The sequence below is a fragment of the Flavobacterium bizetiae genome (genome assembly GCF_902804475.1).
GTDB lineage: Bacteria > Bacteroidota > Bacteroidia > Flavobacteriales > Flavobacteriaceae > Flavobacterium > Flavobacterium bizetiae.
In genome coordinates this window covers 20246-38111 of sequence record NZ_CADCSU010000092.1, presented here as the reverse complement: position 1 = coordinate 38111, position 17866 = coordinate 20246, and the positions used below count along the sequence as shown (strand labels likewise).

Sequence of the window (17866 nt, the reverse complement as noted above, 5' to 3'; positions counted from 1 at the left end):
CGACAGCTATACCGCTACACCTGGAACAACAGTTGCCACTACAGTGGGTAACGTAACAGCAAATGATAAACTAAACGGAGTAGACGTAACGGCTTTAAATACAACAGTTACGGCCATTACAACAGGACCATTATCCATTGATGCGAGCGGAGTATTGACTTTAGATCCAAACACAGTATCAGGCACGTATACAATCACGTACCAAATCTGTGAAAAAGGAGCTAACCCTGTAAACTGCGATACGGCAGAAGCAACAGTTGTAGTAGGAAAATCATCAATCATAGCATCAGGCGAAACGACACTTCCTATTAACGGAAGCATCGGAGGAACGACAACATCATTAATTAAAAATGTTACATTAAACGGAGATCCGGCTGTTATCAAAAATAGTAATGGAGGAGTAATCCTGACGTCTGTAAATGTACCAACGGGATTAACTTTAAATCCTGACGGAACAGTAACGGTAAAACCAGGAACTCCAATAGGGAATTATGAGATTGAATATAGTATTTGCGAATATCTAAACCCAACAACGAATTGTGTTACAGTAAAAAGTTATGTTCCTGTAACAGGAGGAGTTTTACACGCAAATAATGATAATGCGGGAACTGTAGATACTAGTAAAGGACAAAATTCAACAACAAGTATATTTGATAATGATATCTTAAACGGATCAAAACTTAATCCTGCTGATGTTGTTTTAACTACTATTGTTTCGAATCCTAATTTGATTTTGCTGGCAAATGGTACAATCGAAATAAAACCAGGAACACCAACTGGTAATTATGAATTGACGTATCAAATATGTGAAGCCTTAAACCCAACTATTAATTGTAGTCAGGCAGTTGCGAAAATTTCTGTAGTAAACAATCCGCCAATAACGCCATTAATACAACTTGTTATTAATAATGATGGAGTAGTAAATGTTGATGGAATAAATGGTGCTCTTGAATTTATCAATGTTTTAGATAATGATTTAGTAAAAGGATTGCCAGTTAATCCTGCAGAGATTGTGCTTTCAAATACACCAAATCCATATTTTGAATTCAATTCAGACGGAACTGTAAATGTGAAACCAAATACACCTGGAGGAAGTTATTCACTAACATACCAGGTATGTGAAAAAGCAAATCAAACGAATTGCGGAACGGCAACCTTAAGTGTTTTTGTAGAAGTTCCTTCTATTGCGATCATCAAAACAGCTGTGTTTAATGATGAAGACGGTAGCGGATTTGCTAATGCAGGAGAAACGATTACTTATAAATTTAAAGTAACCAATACCGGTAACGTTCCATTAACAGGAGTTACAGTTGCAGATCCATTGCCTGGAGTTTTAGTTTCAGGACAAGCAATTAGTTTAAATGTAAACGAATCCGATGAACATAATTTTACGGCGACTTACAAAATTACACAAAGTGATATCAACAAAGGAAGTGTAAGCAATCAGGCAAGTGTTCAGGCACGAAGCGCAAAAGGAGTTGTTGTTGATGATTTATCAGATGATGAAAACGAAACGGGTGATAAACCAACAGTATTAGGATTAAACGGCTGCGAGATAAAAGTCTTTAATGCGTTTTCTCCAAACGGAGACAACCTAAACAGTAGATTTTATATTCGAGGTTTAGAATGTTATCCTGATAATACGGTAGAAATTTATAACCGTTGGGGAGTTTTAGTGTACGACATTAATAATTATAATAATGAAGATCGTGCTTTTAAAGGTTTCTCTGAAGGACGTACTACTGTAAAACAATCTGAAGGATTGCCAGTAGGAACCTATTTCTATATTCTGAAATACAAAGACAGCGGCTCAAATCCGCATGAACTTTCAGGTTATTTATATATCAATAAGTAAAAAAACATAAGCGGCTTGATTATTAGTCAGGTCGCTTTTTAAAGCCTTTTCAAATGAAAAAGATAATTTTAATTTTCATGTTTTTCACCGTTGTGTGTTCGGCACAGCAAGATTCTCAGTATACACAATATATGTATAATACCATTGCGATAAATCCCGCATATGCAGGTTCTCGTGGAGTATTAAGTGTTTTTGGATTGTATCGTACACAATGGGTTGGTCTTGATGGCGCGCCTAAAACAAGTACTTTTTCTGTAAATACACCATTAAACAATAGTAATTTAGGATTGGGAGTTTCGTTAGTAAACGATAAAATTGGTCCAACCAACGAAAATACGCTATCAGCAGATTTATCTTACACAATTCCAACATCTGAAACCTATAAGCTTTCCTTTGGTATAAAAGCCACAGCGAATCTTTTTAATTTAGATATGAATAAATTAAATCCCGAAAATCAGGGCGATCCGCAATTTCAGGACTTAAATAATAAAATTACACCTAATATAGGAGCAGGAGTTTATTGGCATTCAGACAAAGCATATGTAGGATTGTCTGTGCCTAATTTTATCGAAACCAAGAGATTTGATGATAATGACACCGCAATTTTTAAAGATAAAATAAACTACTATTTTATGGCAGGTTATGTCTTTAATTTAGACCATTTAGAATACATAAAATTCAAGCCTGCTCTATTAACAAAAATGGTAGAAGGAGCTCCTTTGCAAGTAGATGTTTCGGGTAACTTTATGTTCAATGATAAATTTGTAATTGGTCTTGCATATCGTTGGAGCGCATCAGTAAGTGCAATGGCAGGATTTCAGGTATCAGATGGTTTGTATATAGGATACGGGTACGATCATGAAACCACAAATCTAAGAAAGTACAATTCCGGATCACATGAAGTTTTCCTTCGTTTTGAGTTTTTAAAGAATTATAATAAAATGACATCTCCAAGATTTTTCTAATTAATACCTACTATGAGAATTAAAAGTTTAAGCCTGACCATTTTATTTGTATGTTTTTTTTTCAAAATAAATGCGCAAACACCTATAGTAACTTCCGAAGATAAAAAGTACTCTGCAGATAAAAGCTACGAAGAGTATGCTTATGCCGATGCTATAAAAGTTTATCAAGAGCTTATATATGATGGCGTGACAGATGAAAAGATATTAAGAAGATTAGGTAATTCGTATTATTTTATTGGTGAATTAAGAGACGCCTTAAAGTGGTATGATCAATTATTTAGAATAAACAAAGTTCAGGATTCAGAATATTTATATAAATATGCTCAATGTTTTAAGTCTGTTGGAAATTATCATAAAGCAGATGAAATTTTAGCAATATTTAATGAAAAATCAGCTTCGGAAAGAAGAGCCGATTTAATAAGAAATAATAAAAATTATTTAGAGGATATAAAATTTAATTCGGGGAGATTTGACATTGCCGATGCCGGAATGAATTCTTCTTATTCTGATTATGGAAGTGCGGTTTATGATAATAAACTCATTTTTACTTCGGCTCGTGATACAGGAGGAGTTGCTAAAAATAATTTTAAATGGACAAATAAATCGTTCTCTAAATTATATATGGTAGAATTAATGCCGGACGGAAATGTAAGTGAACCAAAAAAATTTAGGAGAAAAGAAAATGGAAAATATAATGAGTCGACTCCCATTTTTACAAAAGATGGCAGAACCATGTATTTTACCAGAAATAATTTTATAGACGGAAAAAGAGGAGTCAACGAAAAACAGGTAACATTACTAAAACTATACAGCTCAGAATTAATAGATGGTAAGTGGAAAAACATAAAAGAACTTCCTTTTAATAGTGATCAATATAGTACTGCACATCCTGCATTAAGTGTTGATGAAAAAACTTTATATTTTGCTTCAGACATGCCGGGAACATTAGGGCAATCTGATTTGTATAAGGTAAGTATTAATGGAAATGGAGCTTACGGAACCCCTATAAATTTAGGTCCTTCGATCAATACAGAAGGAAGAGAGACATTTCCTTTTATTTCAGAAGAAAATGAACTTTATTTTGCTTCAGATGGACGTCCGGGTTTAGGTGGACTTGATGTTTTTGTTTCAAAAATTCAGGAAGACGAAACTTTTGATGAAGTTCAAAACGTAGGTGAACCTGTAAATAGTAAACAAGACGATTTTGCTTTTGTGATTAGTAAAAAAAGAAATGGATTTTTCTCTTCAAACAGAAGTAGTGGTTATGGTTTAGATGATGTTTATCGATTTACTGAAACCAAAAGACTAGTTTGCGAACAAGAGTTATCAGGAACTGTGACAGATTCAGAAACAAATCAAATTCTTTCAAATGTAACTTTAATTATCTTTGATGAAGCCAGACAAAATGCCCAGCAAGTTGTTACAGATGAAAACGGAAACTATGTTTTTTCGAAGGTAAAATGTGGAAAAAAATATTTCATAAAGACATCAAAAACAGATTATGAAATAAAAGAAGTTCCATTGTCTATTAAAAAAGAAAATGGAAAAACAATTTTACCAATTTCAATAGAGAAGAAAGTGGTTCCGTTAATAGCTGCTAAAACTATAATGATTAAAACAGTATCTGTTAAATCTGTAAAAATGAAACCTATTGCGGTTGGGACAGATTTGGCAAAAACACTTAATATTCCTATGAACTTTTTCGATTTAGGCAAAGCTACAATCAGAAAAACATCAGAGCCACAATTGCAGAAAATTGTCGATGTATTAAAACAATATCCGACATTAACGCTCGATATTCGTTCGCATACAGATAGTCGACAATCAGATTCTAGTAATATGATTCTTTCAGAAAAACGAGCACAATCAACTAAAAACTGGCTAGTAAGTAAAGGAATTGATGGTGATAGATTATCAGCAAAAGGATTTGGAGAAACACAATTAGTTAATAAATGTGCAGATGGTGTTAAGTGTACAGAACAGCAACACCAGCAAAACAGACGAAGCGAATTTATTATTACGAATATGTAAAAAAAATAAAACTTTAAAAATCCCTTTTCTTTTTAGAAAAGGGATTTTTAATTTGAAACCAACTGGACTAAAGTCCAGTTCTACAATATCATTTGTTCCTCTGAAACTTTATAATGAGCAATAGGGATTAAATATTTATAGAAACAAATCTCAATAAGAAAAAAAGCCTCATCGAGGTTGGTATAATTATTCGGCAATAACACTACAATCTGTAATAAACATATTGCTGATTTCACTTAAAAATTCAAATTCATCTAAAGGAAACATTTATAACACCTTTTCTAAAATTAGAGACACATTGATCGATTGGTTATTATGAGTTTCCTGATCTAATGTCAAAATACACATTTTTAGCATGTTAGTGATGAAGCAACCAAGTTCATAATAATTTACAAATTTAATTTGAGCTGCATTAGTTTCTAAAGTAGAATCAATAGGTTTTAGTGTGCTGAGATATCTGTCAGCTAATTTTTTTAGATATGCTAAATTTTTAATTTCATTGGTTTTCATGATAGTTTTTATGTTTTTAGGTAAAAATCAAATGTACGAAAAAGTTTAAATAACATACTATAGTATGTTAAGAAGAATAAATAGAAAACGCAAATTGTCTGAAATTAAAAGAAATTGGATAAGCCAGAAGATTTAAAGCGTTTAGGAGCTAGGATTAAAGAGCTAAGGATAGCCAAAGGATTATCACAAGCTAAGTTAGGATTATTGATACTTAAAGATCAGCAATCTATTCATAAAGTTGAAGCTGGCGAATTTAATCCTACTTATCTTTATTTACTTGCATTATCTAAAGGTTTGGACATATCAATAAGTGAACTTTTAGATTTTGAATAACTAAAATATTTCCGAAAAATTTATAAATTTTTATTAAACCCGACAGGTTTTTAAAACCTGTCGGGTTTATAGCCATTGAGTTACAAAAGATTGAAACACATTGCTTCGCCAGTTCGCACTTTCAGGCTCGGGTGCGGGATTAGCTCCTGATTAAAATTATTCATTCAGATATTTGGGCGTTATATTTTTTTTCAACCAATCCATAATTCCTGGCGGAGTTTCGAAATACCCCATTAAGGGTAAATCATCGGTATTGTCCTTTAGGGGCAATTGTAATCAAGTAAAACTTCTTTTTTATTTAGAATAAATCTATAATCTCCAATAAATCTGCGTTTTATGCAAAAAAGTATTAAAATTCGTTCGCTTTTTTAAGGGAAAATTTCTTTAATATGAAATTTAACTTATTATGTTTAAAATGAATTGGTTAAGTTTTAAAAAATCGATTTCGTTGTTGTGTGTGTTCATTTTTTTCTAACTTTATAGATCTAAAATTTTTCAGATATGACTGTAAATCAAATACTAAACGCAAAAGGAAAAAATGTTTATTCAGTTCTTTCAACAACTACGGTTTATGAAGCCTTAAAAGTAATGGGAGAGAAAAACATAGGTGCTATCCTTGTTATCGATAATAACGATTTAAAAGGAATATTGTCTGAAAGGGATTATGCTCGAAAAATTGTTTTAAAAGACAAGTCGTCTAAAGAAACTTATGTTCATGAAATTATGGAGAGCAATGTTTTTTCGGTTAAACTTTCAGATAATTTAGAAAATTGTATGGAATTAATGAGTACTAAAAGAATCAGACATTTACCAGTTTTGGAAGATGGAACTGTAGTAGGAATTGTTTCTATTAGTGATGTTGTGAAAGCGATTATTGAAATTCAAAAAGACACCATAAATCACTTAAACTCTTATATTTCTCAGTAGCAGAAATTCAAAAAACAAGCTTTATCAAATAGTCCAAACAATAGTGGACTATTTTTTTGGTGGCTGTAAATGTTATTTTCACAAAAGAATACTTTAAAAATACGCCATTTTAAACCAAGACTTATATCTTTGTAAGCTAGAATAAAAGCTAAAATAAATGAACAAAGAGAGTAAAAGAAGAGAAGCGTTACTGTATCACTCAGAACCAACTCCAGGAAAAATTCAGGTAGTTCCAACAAAAAAATACGCAACCCAAAGAGACTTGTCTTTGGCTTATTCGCCAGGAGTTGCAGAGCCATGTTTAGAAATTGCAGCAAACGTAGACGATGTTTACAAATATACAGCAAAAGGAAATTTAGTTGCCGTGATCTCAAACGGTACAGCTGTTTTAGGACTTGGGGATATTGGCCCGGAAGCTTCTAAACCAGTAATGGAAGGAAAAGGATTGTTGTTTAAAATATTCTCTGATATTGATGTTTTTGATATTGAAATCGGAACAAAAGATATCGAAGAATTTATTCAGACAGTAAAAAATATTGCTCCAACTTTTGGAGGAATTAATCTTGAAGATATTAAAGCACCGGAATCTTTCGAAATCGAAAGAAGATTGGTAGAAGAATTAGATATTCCTGTAATGCACGATGATCAGCATGGTACAGCAATTATCTCTTCGGCAGCATTGATCAATGCACTTGAATTAGCAGGTAAAAAAGCCGAAGATGTAAAAGTAGTAGTTTCCGGAGCAGGATCTGCTGCGATAGCTTGTACTGATTTATATGTTTTGTTAGGCGTACAGGTTAAGAACATTTTAATGTTTAATAGTAAAGGACTTTTAACAAAAGACAATCCTTCATTATCAGAGTTACAATTAAAATATGCTGTTGACGGAGCTAAAATTGAATTAGCTGACGCCGTTAAAGGAGCAGATGTTTTCATCGGATTATCTTCAGGGGATATTTTGACACCAGAAATGTTGTTGTCTATGAAAGACAATCCAATTGTTTTTGCAATGGCAAATCCAAATCCTGAAATCGATTATAATTTAGCTACAGAAACTCGTAAAGATGTTATTATGGCTACAGGACGTTCAGACTTTCCTAATCAGGTAAATAACGTTTTAGGTTTTCCATATATTTTTAGAGGAGCATTAGATGTTAGAGCTACGAAAATTAACGAAGCTATGAAAATGGCTGCGGTAAAAGCATTAGCTATATTAGCAAAAGAACCAGTTCCTGAGCAGGTAAACGTAGCTTATGGTGCAACAAAACTAGGATTTGGTAACGATTATATTATTCCTAAACCATTTGATCCTAGATTGATTACAATCGTGGCGCCTGCAGTTGCAAAAGCAGCGATGGAATCTGGAGTAGCAAAAAATCCTATTACAGATTGGGCAGCTTACGAAGATCATCTTCGCGAACGTATGGGGAACGATAATAAAATGGTGCGTTTGATGACAAACCGTGCCAAAATGGATCCTAAACGTATTGTGTTTGCTGAAGCAGATCAATTAAACGTATTAAAAGCAGCACAGATTGTTCATGAAGACGGAATTGGTTTCCCAATTTTATTAGGAAACAAGGAAGTGATTTTAGAGCTTAAAGCTGAATTAGGTTTTGATGCTGAACTAGAAATCATTGATCCTAAAACAAATGAAGAAGAAGGTAGAAGAAACAGATTTGCAACTTCATACTGGGAAACAAGAGAAAGAAGAGGAGTTTCATTACTTGATGCTCAGAAATTCATGCGCGAAAGAAACTATTTTGCAGCAATGATGGTAAATGCAGGTGAAGCAGACGCTTTGGTAACAGGTCATACAAGAAGTTATCCAAGTGTTGTAAAACCAATGTTACAGTTAATTGATAAAGCACCCGGAGCTTCGTTAGTAGCAACTGCCAATATGATGTTGACATCTCGCGGACCAATGTTTTTATCAGATACAGCAATTAATATAGATCCGTCAGCTGAGGATTTAATTAATATTGCAATCATGACAGCAAAAACAGCTAAAATGTTTGGAGTTGAGCCAGTTATTGCAATGGTTTCATTCTCAAACTTTGGTTCATCTACAAGTCAGAGCGCGTCAAAAGTTAGAGAAGCAGTAGCATATTTACATAAAAATCATCCGGATTTAATTGTTGATGGAGAAATCCAGGCAGATTTTGCTTTAAATCAGGAAATGCTTTCAGAGAAATTTCCTTTCTCTAAACTAGCAGGTAAAAAAGTAAATACCTTGATTTTCCCTAACTTAGAATCGGCAAATATTACCTATAAATTGCTAAAAGAGTTGTACAAAGTAAACTCAATTGGGCCAATTATGATGGGAATGGGCAAACCGGTTCACATTTTTCAATTAGGAGCTAGTGTCGAAGAAATGGTGAACATGGCAGCAATTGCGGTCATTGACGCTCAGGAAAAAGAAAATAAAAAAAATAAATTAGCGAAATAGTATAAATAATAAGGATCGAATAATATTGTCGTATTTTTATTGCATTTTTATTATATTTGACCCTAAGAAATTATACTATGATAGCACATTTACAGGGGAAATTAGTAGAGAAAAATCCTACCGAGGTCGTGATTGATTGCGGAGGTGTTGGGTATCAGGTAAATATATCCTTACATACCTTTTCATTAATTCCTAATGTAGAAAATATAAAACTGTATACGCATCTTCAAATCAAAGAAGATGCGCATACTTTATTTGGTTTTGCAGAGAAATCAGAAAGAGAAATATTCAGGATGTTATTGTCTGTTTCAGGAATTGGAGCCAATATTGCAAGAACAATGTTATCTTCAATTGAGCCAAGGCAAATTATCAACGCAATCGCCTCTGGAGATGTTGGTACAATACAGTCAATAAAAGGAATTGGCAACAAAACAGCACAGAGAGTTATCCTTGATTTGAAGGAAAAAGTGTTAAAGTTGTACGATTTAGATGAAGTTTCGGTAGTTCAAAACAATACAAATCGAGATGAAGCGTTATCTGCTTTGGAAGTTTTAGGTTTTATTAGAAAAACTTCTGAAAAAGTAGTGGAGAAAATTGTAAAAGAAGATCCGGAAGCTACTGTAGAAACAATCATTAAGAAAGCATTAAAAAGCCTTTAAACTCAATTTATATAAACGAATTGTATGCGTAAAATTTGTATTTTTTTACTGTTTTTGTCTTGCGGTAATGTTTTGCGTGCGCAAGTAAATCCAACGGTTAAAGATACAACGAAAACCCAATTCTCTGTTGGGAAACTAGAACTGCAAGATCCACCAAGCGTAATTTCTGCCTATAAATATGATCCCATTACAGATCGTTATATTTATACCAACTCAGTTGATGGCTTTTCCATTAATTACCCTATTATATTAACTCCTAAAGAATACGAAGACTTAGTTCTTAAAGAATCCAGGAGAGATTACTTCAGAAAAAAAGCAGACGCAATTGATGGCAAAAAAGCCGGAAGCGAAGCTGCCAAAAAAGATTTATTACCCCGATATTATATTAATTCCAGTCTTTTTGAAAGCGTCTTTGGTAGCAATACAATCGATGTAAAGCCTACGGGATCAGTAGAGATGGACTTAGGGATTCGATATACTAAACAAGATAACCCTTCTTTTTCTCCAAGAAACAGATCAAGTCTTACTTTTGATTTTGATCAGAGGATAAGCATGAGTTTAATGGGGAAAGTAGGAACCAGATTAGAGGTAAATGCCAATTATGATACTCAGTCTACATTTGCTTTTCAAAACCTTTTTAAGCTGGCGTATACTCCTGATGAAGATGATATTATTCAGAAAGTAGAGGTAGGTAACGTTAGTATGCCATTAAATAGTACGCTGATTCGAGGTGCCCAAAGTTTGTTTGGAGTCAAGACTCAGTTGCAATTTGGTAAGACCACCATAACGGGAGTTTTCTCAGAACAGAAGTCACAAACAAAGAGTATAGTTGCAGAAGGTGGCGGAACAGTACAAAACTTTGATTTATATGCTTTAGATTACGATAATGACAGACACTTTTTCTTATCGCAATATTTTAGAAACAAATACGACGCCTCATTAGTTAAATATCCATTTATTGATAGCCGTGTTCAGATTACAAGAATAGAAGTCTGGGTGACCAATAAACAAAACAGAGTTAGCACCAACAATAACAACTTAAGAAATATTATAGCACTTCAGGATTTAGGTGAGGGGCAAATGACAGGTATTCCTGATAACGAGATTGTGGTAGTGACTCCTACAACGGGCTTTTTTAACAACCCTATAGATTCACCAACAGACAATAAAAACAATAAATATGATCCGGGTACAATTGGGCAGCCAGGAGCATTTTTAAATTCTAATATTAGAGAAATTGTAACCGCTAAATCCGGATTTAACAATCCTAATACAAGCGAAGCCACAGATTATTCTGTACTTGAAAACGCCAGAAAATTAACAGCAAACGAATTTACCTTTAATGCACAATTAGGATACATCTCGTTGCAACAACGTCTTGCAAATGATGAGATTCTTGCCGTAGCGTTTGAATATACAATAGGAGGTAAAGTGTATCAGGTTGGAGAATTTGGTAGTGATGGAGTTGACGGAACTGTAGTAACAGGAAACAACAATGCAAATCAGGCGATTATTACCCAAAGTTTGGTTTTAAAAATGCTGAAAAGTAATTTGACAAACGTTCAAAATCCGGTTTGGAATTTGATGATGAAGAACGTTTATCAAATTCCTCAGGCTTACCAAATCAAGCAAGATGATTTTAGATTAAACATTCTTTACACAGATCCTTCACCAATAAATTATATAACACCAGTTCAGGGAAGTACTTTCCCAAGTAACCCGACACCGGATAATAAAGTCGATCAAACGCCATTATTAAATGTGTTTAACTTAGATCGATTAAACTATAATAATGATCCGCAAACAGGAGGAGACGGTTTCTTTGATTATATACCAGGTGTAACCGTAGACGTGCAAAACGGGCGAATTATTTTTACCACCAAAGAGCCATTTGGAGAGCTTATCTTTAAAAAATTACAAAATACAGGATCTGCTGAAAATTATAATAATACTGACACATACAACGTCAATCAGCAGAAATATGTATTTAGAAGCATGTATAAAAATACACAGTCCGGAGCTTTGCAGGACAGTGATAAAAATAAATTTCTTTTAAGAGGAAAGTACAAATCATCAGGAAGTAATGGTATCCCAATTGGAGCCTTTAACGTTCCTCAGGGTTCTGTTGTAGTAATGGCAGCCGGAAGAAGATTAGTAGAAGGTATCGATTACAGTGTCGATTATCAATTAGGTCGTGTTCAGATATTAGACCCATCGCTTCAGGCTTCAAATACACCAATTGAAGTTTCATTAGAGAACAATTCAATTTTCGGACAACAAACCCGAAGATTTATGGGCTTTAATGTTGAGCATAAAATTTCTGATAATTTTGTTATTGGAGGAACCTTTTTAAAAATGACAGAAAAACCATTTACTCAAAAATCGAGTTATGGTCAGGAATCTGTAAACAATACTATATTTGGATTTAATGGAAATTATTCAACAGAAGTTCCTTTTTTAACCCGCTTAGTAAATAAATTACCAAATATTGATACCGATGTTCCTTCGAATCTTTCGATACGAGGAGAGGTCGCTTTTTTAAGACCTGATGCACCAAAAGCAAGTGATTTTGAAGGCGAAGCAACAATATATGTAGATGATTTCGAAGGTTCGCAATCTACAATCGATATGCGTTCTGCTTATGCCTGGAGTTTGGCTTCTACGCCATTTATTACTGCAGCAGGAGATCCAACCTTCAATGCTAATTTTGATGACTTAAGATATGGTTATAAAAGAGCAAAATTATCATGGTATACCATTGATCCTATTTTTTATTCCTCAAAACCATCCGGAATTTCAAATGACGATTTATCATTAAATACAACAAGACGAATCTATAGCAAAGAATTGTACCCAAATACAGATATTGCTCAGGGACAAATTCAGGTTATCAATACGCTTGATTTAACTTATTATCCATCAGACAGAGGACCTTATAATAATAATCCGTCTTTTGCGACAAGTCCTGCAAGTGGAAATTTTGGAGGTATTATGCGTGCGCTGAATTCGACCAATTTTGAGCAGGGAAATGTTGAGTATATTCAGTTTTGGGTTCTAGATCCTTATGTAGGAAATTCAGAAGCACCAGCGGGTAATTCAGGTAAAATCTATTTTAACTTAGGTGAAATTTCTGAAGACGTATTAAAAGACGGAAGAAAACAATATGAAAATGGTTTAGGACCAGGCCAGATAATGGTAAATCCGAGACCACTTTGGGGAGATGTTCCCGCATCACAATCGTTAATTTATGCGTTTGATACCAATGCTGAAAATCGTAGAAATCAGGATATTGGTTTAGATGGTTTGCCAAGTTCAAGAGAGGGCGAGGTTTATACTAATTATGCAGGAGAAGCCGATCCGGCCGCTGATGATTATACTTATTATTTAAATACTCAGGGAGGAGTTTTGGAACGTTATAAAAATTATAACGGAACCGAAGGTAACTCGGCAGTAAGTATAGATGATCCAAATAGAGGATCGACAACTTTACCCGATGTTGAGGATATTAATCGTGACAATACCATGAGTACGATCAATGCGTATTACGAGTATAGTATTGAGATCAAACCGGGAATGCAAGTAGGTTCAAATTATGTTACCGACGTTCGTGAGCCAGGAGATATTGGACCGGTTGATTTGCCAAACGGATCAACAACATCAGCAAGATGGATTCAGTTTAAAATTCCGGTTGCTCAGCCTCAAAAAACAATCGGAAATATTTCAGATTTCAGATCTATTCGATTCATGCGTATGTTTATGACTGGTTTTAGCAGTCAGATGACAGTTCGTTTTGGAGCCTTGGATTTAGTAAGAGGAGAGTGGAGAAGATATACAGGATCTTTGGATGCGAATGATCCTGACCCAACTAATGATGGTACGGAGTTTAATGTTTCTGCAGTTAATATTCAGGAAAACAGTACAAAATGTCCTGTAAATTATGTTGTTCCTCCAGGAGTTCAAAGAGAGCAATTATATAACAATAATACGATTATCAATCAAAACGAACAAGCATTAGCATTGCGCGTTGGTGGATCAGGTTTACAGTATCAGGATTCAAGAGCAGTTTTTAAAAATGTAAGTGTTGACATGCGTCAGTATAAAAAATTAAAAATGTTTTTACATGCTGAATCTTTACCGGACGAAAACACTTTGGAAGATGACGAAATGATTGGTTTTATTCGTTTTGGAAATGATTTTACGCAAAACTATTATCAGGTCGAGATTCCTTTGAAAGTTACGAAAACCGGAGGAGGCTGTTTGGTAAATCCGGATCCGAGTGCGGTTTGGTTAGAAGATAATAATATTGATTTAGCTCTTGAGCTATTAACCAGAATGAAAATTAAAGCCATGTCTATTGATATCAATTCATCAAAGAGAGATATTAATGGTGTTTATTATCCGGATAATGACCCGGATGTTGCGGGCGGAGATGGAGATGGTAAACTGATATTAGGTATAAAAGGAAACCCTAATTTTGGTTTAGTCCGAAATTTAATGGTGGGTGTAAAAAGTAGAACAGATCATAAAGGTCTAAAAGGAGAAGTTTGGTTTAATGAACTTCGTTTGGCTGATTTAGAAAATAAAGGCGGTATGGCGGCAATATTGAATATTGATACCAATATGGCCGACTTTGCAACAGTTTCTGCTACAGGTAAAAAGAGTACAATTGGTTTTGGATCTTTGGAACAAGGTGCAAACGAAAGAGATCGTGAAGATATCCAGCAGTATAATATTGTTACTAATATTAACCTGGGTAAATTATTGCCTCCAAAATGGGGAATAAACTTGCCTTTTAATTATGCTATCGGAGAAGAAGTAATCACGCCAGAATACGATCCGTTTAATCAGGATATAAAGCTGGATCAGTTGCTAAGAGAAACTACTGATGCTGCACAAAGAGAAAATATCAGAACCCGTGCTATTGATTACACAAAACGAAGAAGTATTAACTTTATTGGAGTAAGAAAAGACAGAGCGCCGGAACAAAAACCACACGTTTATGATGTTGAGAATTTTACATTCTCGCAATCATACAATCAGGTAGAACGTCATGATTATGAAGTAGAAAGTTATCTTGATGAACAATCGAACACTGCTGTAAATTATGCCTATACTTTTCAGCCTAAAGAAGTCGTGCCGTTCAAGCAAACTAAATTCATGAAAAAAAGTGAATATTGGAAATTGCTAAGTGATTTTAATTTTAATTACCTGCCTTCTAATATTACTTTTAACACGAATATTTTAAGACAAAGTAACCGTCAGCAATATAGAGAAGTCGAAGTGCAGGGAATTGGACTTGATCCGTTGTACAGAAGAAACTTTGCATTTAATTATCAATATGGTTTTGGTTATAATTTAACTAAATCATTAAAAGTAAATTATACAGCAGCGTCAAATAATATCGTTAGAAACTTTTTAAATGATGATAATACTCCAAAAGAAGATTTTAATATTTGGGATGATTATCTTGATATAGGAACGCCAAATCAGCACTTACAACAATTAGTGTTGAATTATGAAATTCCGATTAATAAAATTCCGGTTTTTGGTTTTGTAAAAGCATCTTATTCTTATACTGCCGATTATAACTGGCAACGTTCTTCGACGGCGTTTTCTGAATATGAGGAGCAAAATCCTGACGGATCATTCTCTACTTATAACTTAGGAAATACAATTCAAAATGCAAATTCAAATACGCTTACTACAACATTAAGCATGAATACGCTGTACAAATATTTAGGTTTAACGCCGGGATCAAAATCAGCTGCAAAACCTAAGCCAACGGCGGCGCCAAAACCGGGAGAGAAAATTGTAAATACAGCAAAACCTGTAACTAGCAGCAGTCCGTTTTATGATGGTATGATTGGTATTTTGACAAGTATTAAAAATGTTCAGATTAACTATACTAAAAATAGCGGAACGGTTTTACCGGGTTATACGCCAGGTGTAGGTTTCTTTGGAACTTCAAGACCAACTTTAGGATTTATTTTCGGAAGCCAGGATGATGTACGTTATGAAGCTGCAAAAAGAGGATGGCTAACCGATTATCAGGATTTCAACCAAAGTTTTACGCAGGTAACCAATAAGATATTAAAAGTTACAGCGAATATTGATTTACTGCCGGATCTTAAAATAGATTTGGCTATGGATCGTGCTTATTCTGAAAACACCTCTGAACAGTATAGTGTTATTGATGGTAATTACACGCCATTATCACCTTATACTTATGGTATGTTCTCGATTTCGACTGTATTAATTAAAACAGCATTTTCGCCAAGTAGTGCAAGTGAATCTTCAGCATTTGATGATTTTAGAGATAACCGTTTAGTTATAGCGAACCGTTTGGCAGAAGATCGTTATGGTTCCGGGGCAGCAATTCCAAGATATGGAGATGTAAACAATCCTGTTCCGGCAGAAACAGATGCGAATTATAAGGTATATATGGCCAACCTTGGGTATCCAATAGGATATACAAAAAGCAATCAGGCCGTTTTATTACCGGCATTTTTGGCTGCTTATACAGGTGCTGATGCTTCAAATAGTTCAACCAGTATATTTAAAAATTTCCCTATTCCAAACTGGAGTATAAAGTATAATGGTTTAATGCGTTATAAATATTTTAAAGATAAGTTCAAGCGTTTTTCATTACAGCACAATTACCGTGCATCGTATACGATCAATCAGTTCAGGTCTAATTTTGATTTTACCGAAAAACCCGGCGGGCAAGATGTGAATACCAATTTCTTTAATAAAACCATCATGTCCAATGTCAATTTGGTAGAGCAGTTTAGTCCGCTTATCCGGGTAGATTTTGAGTTGAAAAGTTCTTTAAGAATACTTACTGAAATTAAAAAAGACAGAGCATTATCAATGAGTTTTGATAATAATTTGTTGACAGAGGTAAAAGGAATGGAGTATATAATTGGTATGGGATATCGTTTTAAAGATGTTATTTTCTCATCAAGACTGGCCGATAGTCCAACCGGAATTATTAAAAGTGATATCAATATCAAAGCTGATTTTTCTCTTAGAAAAAATGAAACACTGGTACGTTATTTAGATTACGATAACAATCAATTAGCGGCAGGACAGAATATATGGGCGTTAAAACTTACTGCAGATTATTCGTTTAGTAAAAACCTTACCGCTATATTCTATTACGATCATTCGTTCTCGAAAGCTGTAATTTCGACATCATTTCCTCTAACGAACATTAGATCAGGGTTTACACTTCGATATAATTTCGGAAATTAATTTTTTTAGTTTCTAAACAGGATTTCATTAGAAGATTATTACATTTGTGGCTTAATTATTAAATTATCAATTTTCAAACATAGTATTATGAGCATACCAGCAAATTTAAAGTACACAAAAGATCACGAATGGGTTAGCATCGAAGGAGATGTTGCAACTGTAGGAATTACTCATTTTGCACAAAAGGAGTTAGGAGATATCGTGTATGTTGAAGTAGAAACTTTAGATCAGACACTTGATAAAGATGAGGTTTTTGGAACAGTTGAAGCTGTAAAAACAGTATCTGATTTATTTTTACCTTTAACAGGAGAAATTATTGCTTTTAATGATAGTTTAGAAAGCGCACCGGAAACAGTGAATTCTGATCCTTACGGAGCTGGATGGATGATTAAAATAAAAATTGCTGATGCATCAGAAATAGATTCATTATTATCTGACGAAGCTTATAAACAACTTATAGGTGCCTAAACAATTACTGTTACTCTGGGCAATATTATGCTCAGGTATTATTACTTATTTTTGTTTAACAGATTCAAGTAATATTCCTGCTGTAAATTTTCCGAGTATAGATAAAATTGTACATTTTTGTTTTCATTTTGGATTTACAATTTCATGGATTTTGTTCTTCAAAAAAGAACTTAAAGGGAAAGCTCCTGATGATTATAAAGCCTATTTGATTTCGTTTATATTTTCTGTTTTTTTTGGAATTACAATCGAAATCCTGCAAAGTATTTTTACAGTCACAAGAGCGTCTGACGTATCTGATGTTTTAGCAAATGCACTTGGAGCTTTATTTGGAGTGTTTACTGCAATAGCTTTTAAAAAGCAAATCGATAAAATATAAGAATATAATTACCCACTTCGGTGGGTTTTTTGTTGCAAA

General features: G+C 33.9%; 11 protein-coding genes. 10 read left to right on the top strand and 1 reads right to left on the bottom strand.

The window, feature by feature from the left end; all coding sequences use genetic code 11:
- From FLACOL7796_RS12175 to FLACOL7796_RS12165, 3 genes are all read left to right on the top strand, one after another.
- On the top strand, positions 1 to 1855 hold a 1855-nt coding region (locus FLACOL7796_RS12175), incomplete at its 5' end, for a T9SS type B sorting domain-containing protein (RefSeq protein WP_173971046.1).
- 53 nt (positions 1856 to 1908) lie between these two features.
- Positions 1909 to 2820 carry a PorP/SprF family type IX secretion system membrane protein gene (locus tag FLACOL7796_RS12170; RefSeq protein ID WP_173971045.1) on the top strand — a complete coding sequence of 304 codons (912 nt, stop codon included), beginning with the start codon at positions 1909 to 1911 and terminating at the stop codon, positions 2818 to 2820.
- 12 nt (positions 2821 to 2832) lie between these two features.
- Positions 2833 to 4851 (top strand): OmpA family protein, encoded by a 2019-nt coding sequence (locus FLACOL7796_RS12165; RefSeq protein WP_173971044.1) that lies wholly within the window; start codon positions 2833 to 2835, stop codon positions 4849 to 4851.
- A 267-nt stretch (positions 4852 to 5118) separates the two neighbouring features.
- Here the strand turns inward: FLACOL7796_RS12165 and FLACOL7796_RS12160 are convergent, their stop codons facing one another.
- Positions 5119 to 5361 (bottom strand): hypothetical protein, encoded by a 243-nt coding sequence (locus tag FLACOL7796_RS12160; protein ID WP_317168345.1) that lies wholly within the window; start codon positions 5359 to 5361, stop codon positions 5119 to 5121.
- Positions 5362 to 5475: 114 nt separating this feature from the next.
- Here FLACOL7796_RS12160 and FLACOL7796_RS12155 point away from each other — a divergent pair, with 114 nt between their 5' ends.
- The 7 genes from FLACOL7796_RS12155 (at position 5476) to FLACOL7796_RS12125 (ending at position 17827) form a co-directional block, all read left to right on the top strand.
- Positions 5476 to 5694, top strand: a complete 219-nt coding sequence (locus FLACOL7796_RS12155; protein ID WP_173971043.1) for a helix-turn-helix transcriptional regulator — start codon at positions 5476 to 5478, stop codon at positions 5692 to 5694.
- Between the two features lie 501 nt (positions 5695 to 6195).
- The gene (locus FLACOL7796_RS12150; RefSeq protein WP_173971042.1) at positions 6196 to 6621 is read left to right on the top strand and encodes a CBS domain-containing protein; all 426 of its coding nucleotides are present in this window, start codon (positions 6196 to 6198) and stop codon (positions 6619 to 6621) included.
- Between the two features lie 157 nt (positions 6622 to 6778).
- On the top strand, positions 6779 to 9070 hold the full coding sequence (locus FLACOL7796_RS12145) for an NADP-dependent malic enzyme (protein ID WP_173971041.1): 2292 nt from the start codon (positions 6779 to 6781) through the stop codon (positions 9068 to 9070).
- Positions 9071 to 9147: 77 nt separating this feature from the next.
- On the top strand, positions 9148 to 9729 hold the full coding sequence (gene ruvA / locus FLACOL7796_RS12140) for a Holliday junction branch migration protein RuvA (RefSeq protein WP_173971040.1): 582 nt from the start codon (positions 9148 to 9150) through the stop codon (positions 9727 to 9729).
- 24 nt (positions 9730 to 9753) lie between these two features.
- Positions 9754 to 16983 (top strand): T9SS outer membrane translocon Sov/SprA, encoded by a 7230-nt coding sequence (gene sov, locus FLACOL7796_RS12135; protein ID WP_173971039.1) that lies wholly within the window; start codon positions 9754 to 9756, stop codon positions 16981 to 16983.
- A gap of 87 nt (positions 16984 to 17070) precedes the next feature.
- Positions 17071 to 17451 (top strand): glycine cleavage system protein GcvH, encoded by a 381-nt coding sequence (gene gcvH, locus FLACOL7796_RS12130; protein ID WP_056188370.1) that lies wholly within the window; start codon positions 17071 to 17073, stop codon positions 17449 to 17451.
- Positions 17444 to 17827, top strand: a complete 384-nt coding sequence (locus FLACOL7796_RS12125) for a VanZ family protein (protein WP_173971038.1) — start codon at positions 17444 to 17446, stop codon at positions 17825 to 17827. Before gcvH ends, FLACOL7796_RS12125 begins: the two co-directional genes overlap by 8 nt.
- Positions 17828 to 17866: the final 39 nt, after the last annotated feature.

Bases quoted from the DNA above. Each gene is read 5' to 3' on its own strand.
- FLACOL7796_RS12170 (WP_173971045.1), top strand. From the start codon at position 1,909: ATGAAAAAGATAATTTTAATTTTCATGTTTTTCACCGTTGTGTGTTCG.
- FLACOL7796_RS12165 (WP_173971044.1), top strand. From the start codon at position 2,833: ATGAGAATTAAAAGTTTAAGCCTGACCATTTTATTTGTATGTTTTTTT.
- FLACOL7796_RS12160 (WP_317168345.1), bottom strand. From the start codon at position 5,361: ATGAAAACCAATGAAATTAAAAATTTAGCATATCTAAAAAAATTAGCT.
- FLACOL7796_RS12150 (WP_173971042.1), top strand. From the start codon at position 6,196: ATGACTGTAAATCAAATACTAAACGCAAAAGGAAAAAATGTTTATTCA.
- FLACOL7796_RS12145 (WP_173971041.1), top strand. From the start codon at position 6,779: ATGAACAAAGAGAGTAAAAGAAGAGAAGCGTTACTGTATCACTCAGAA.
- ruvA (WP_173971040.1), top strand. From the start codon at position 9,148: ATGATAGCACATTTACAGGGGAAATTAGTAGAGAAAAATCCTACCGAG.
- sov (WP_173971039.1), top strand. From the start codon at position 9,754: ATGCGTAAAATTTGTATTTTTTTACTGTTTTTGTCTTGCGGTAATGTT.
- gcvH (WP_056188370.1), top strand. From the start codon at position 17,071: ATGAGCATACCAGCAAATTTAAAGTACACAAAAGATCACGAATGGGTT.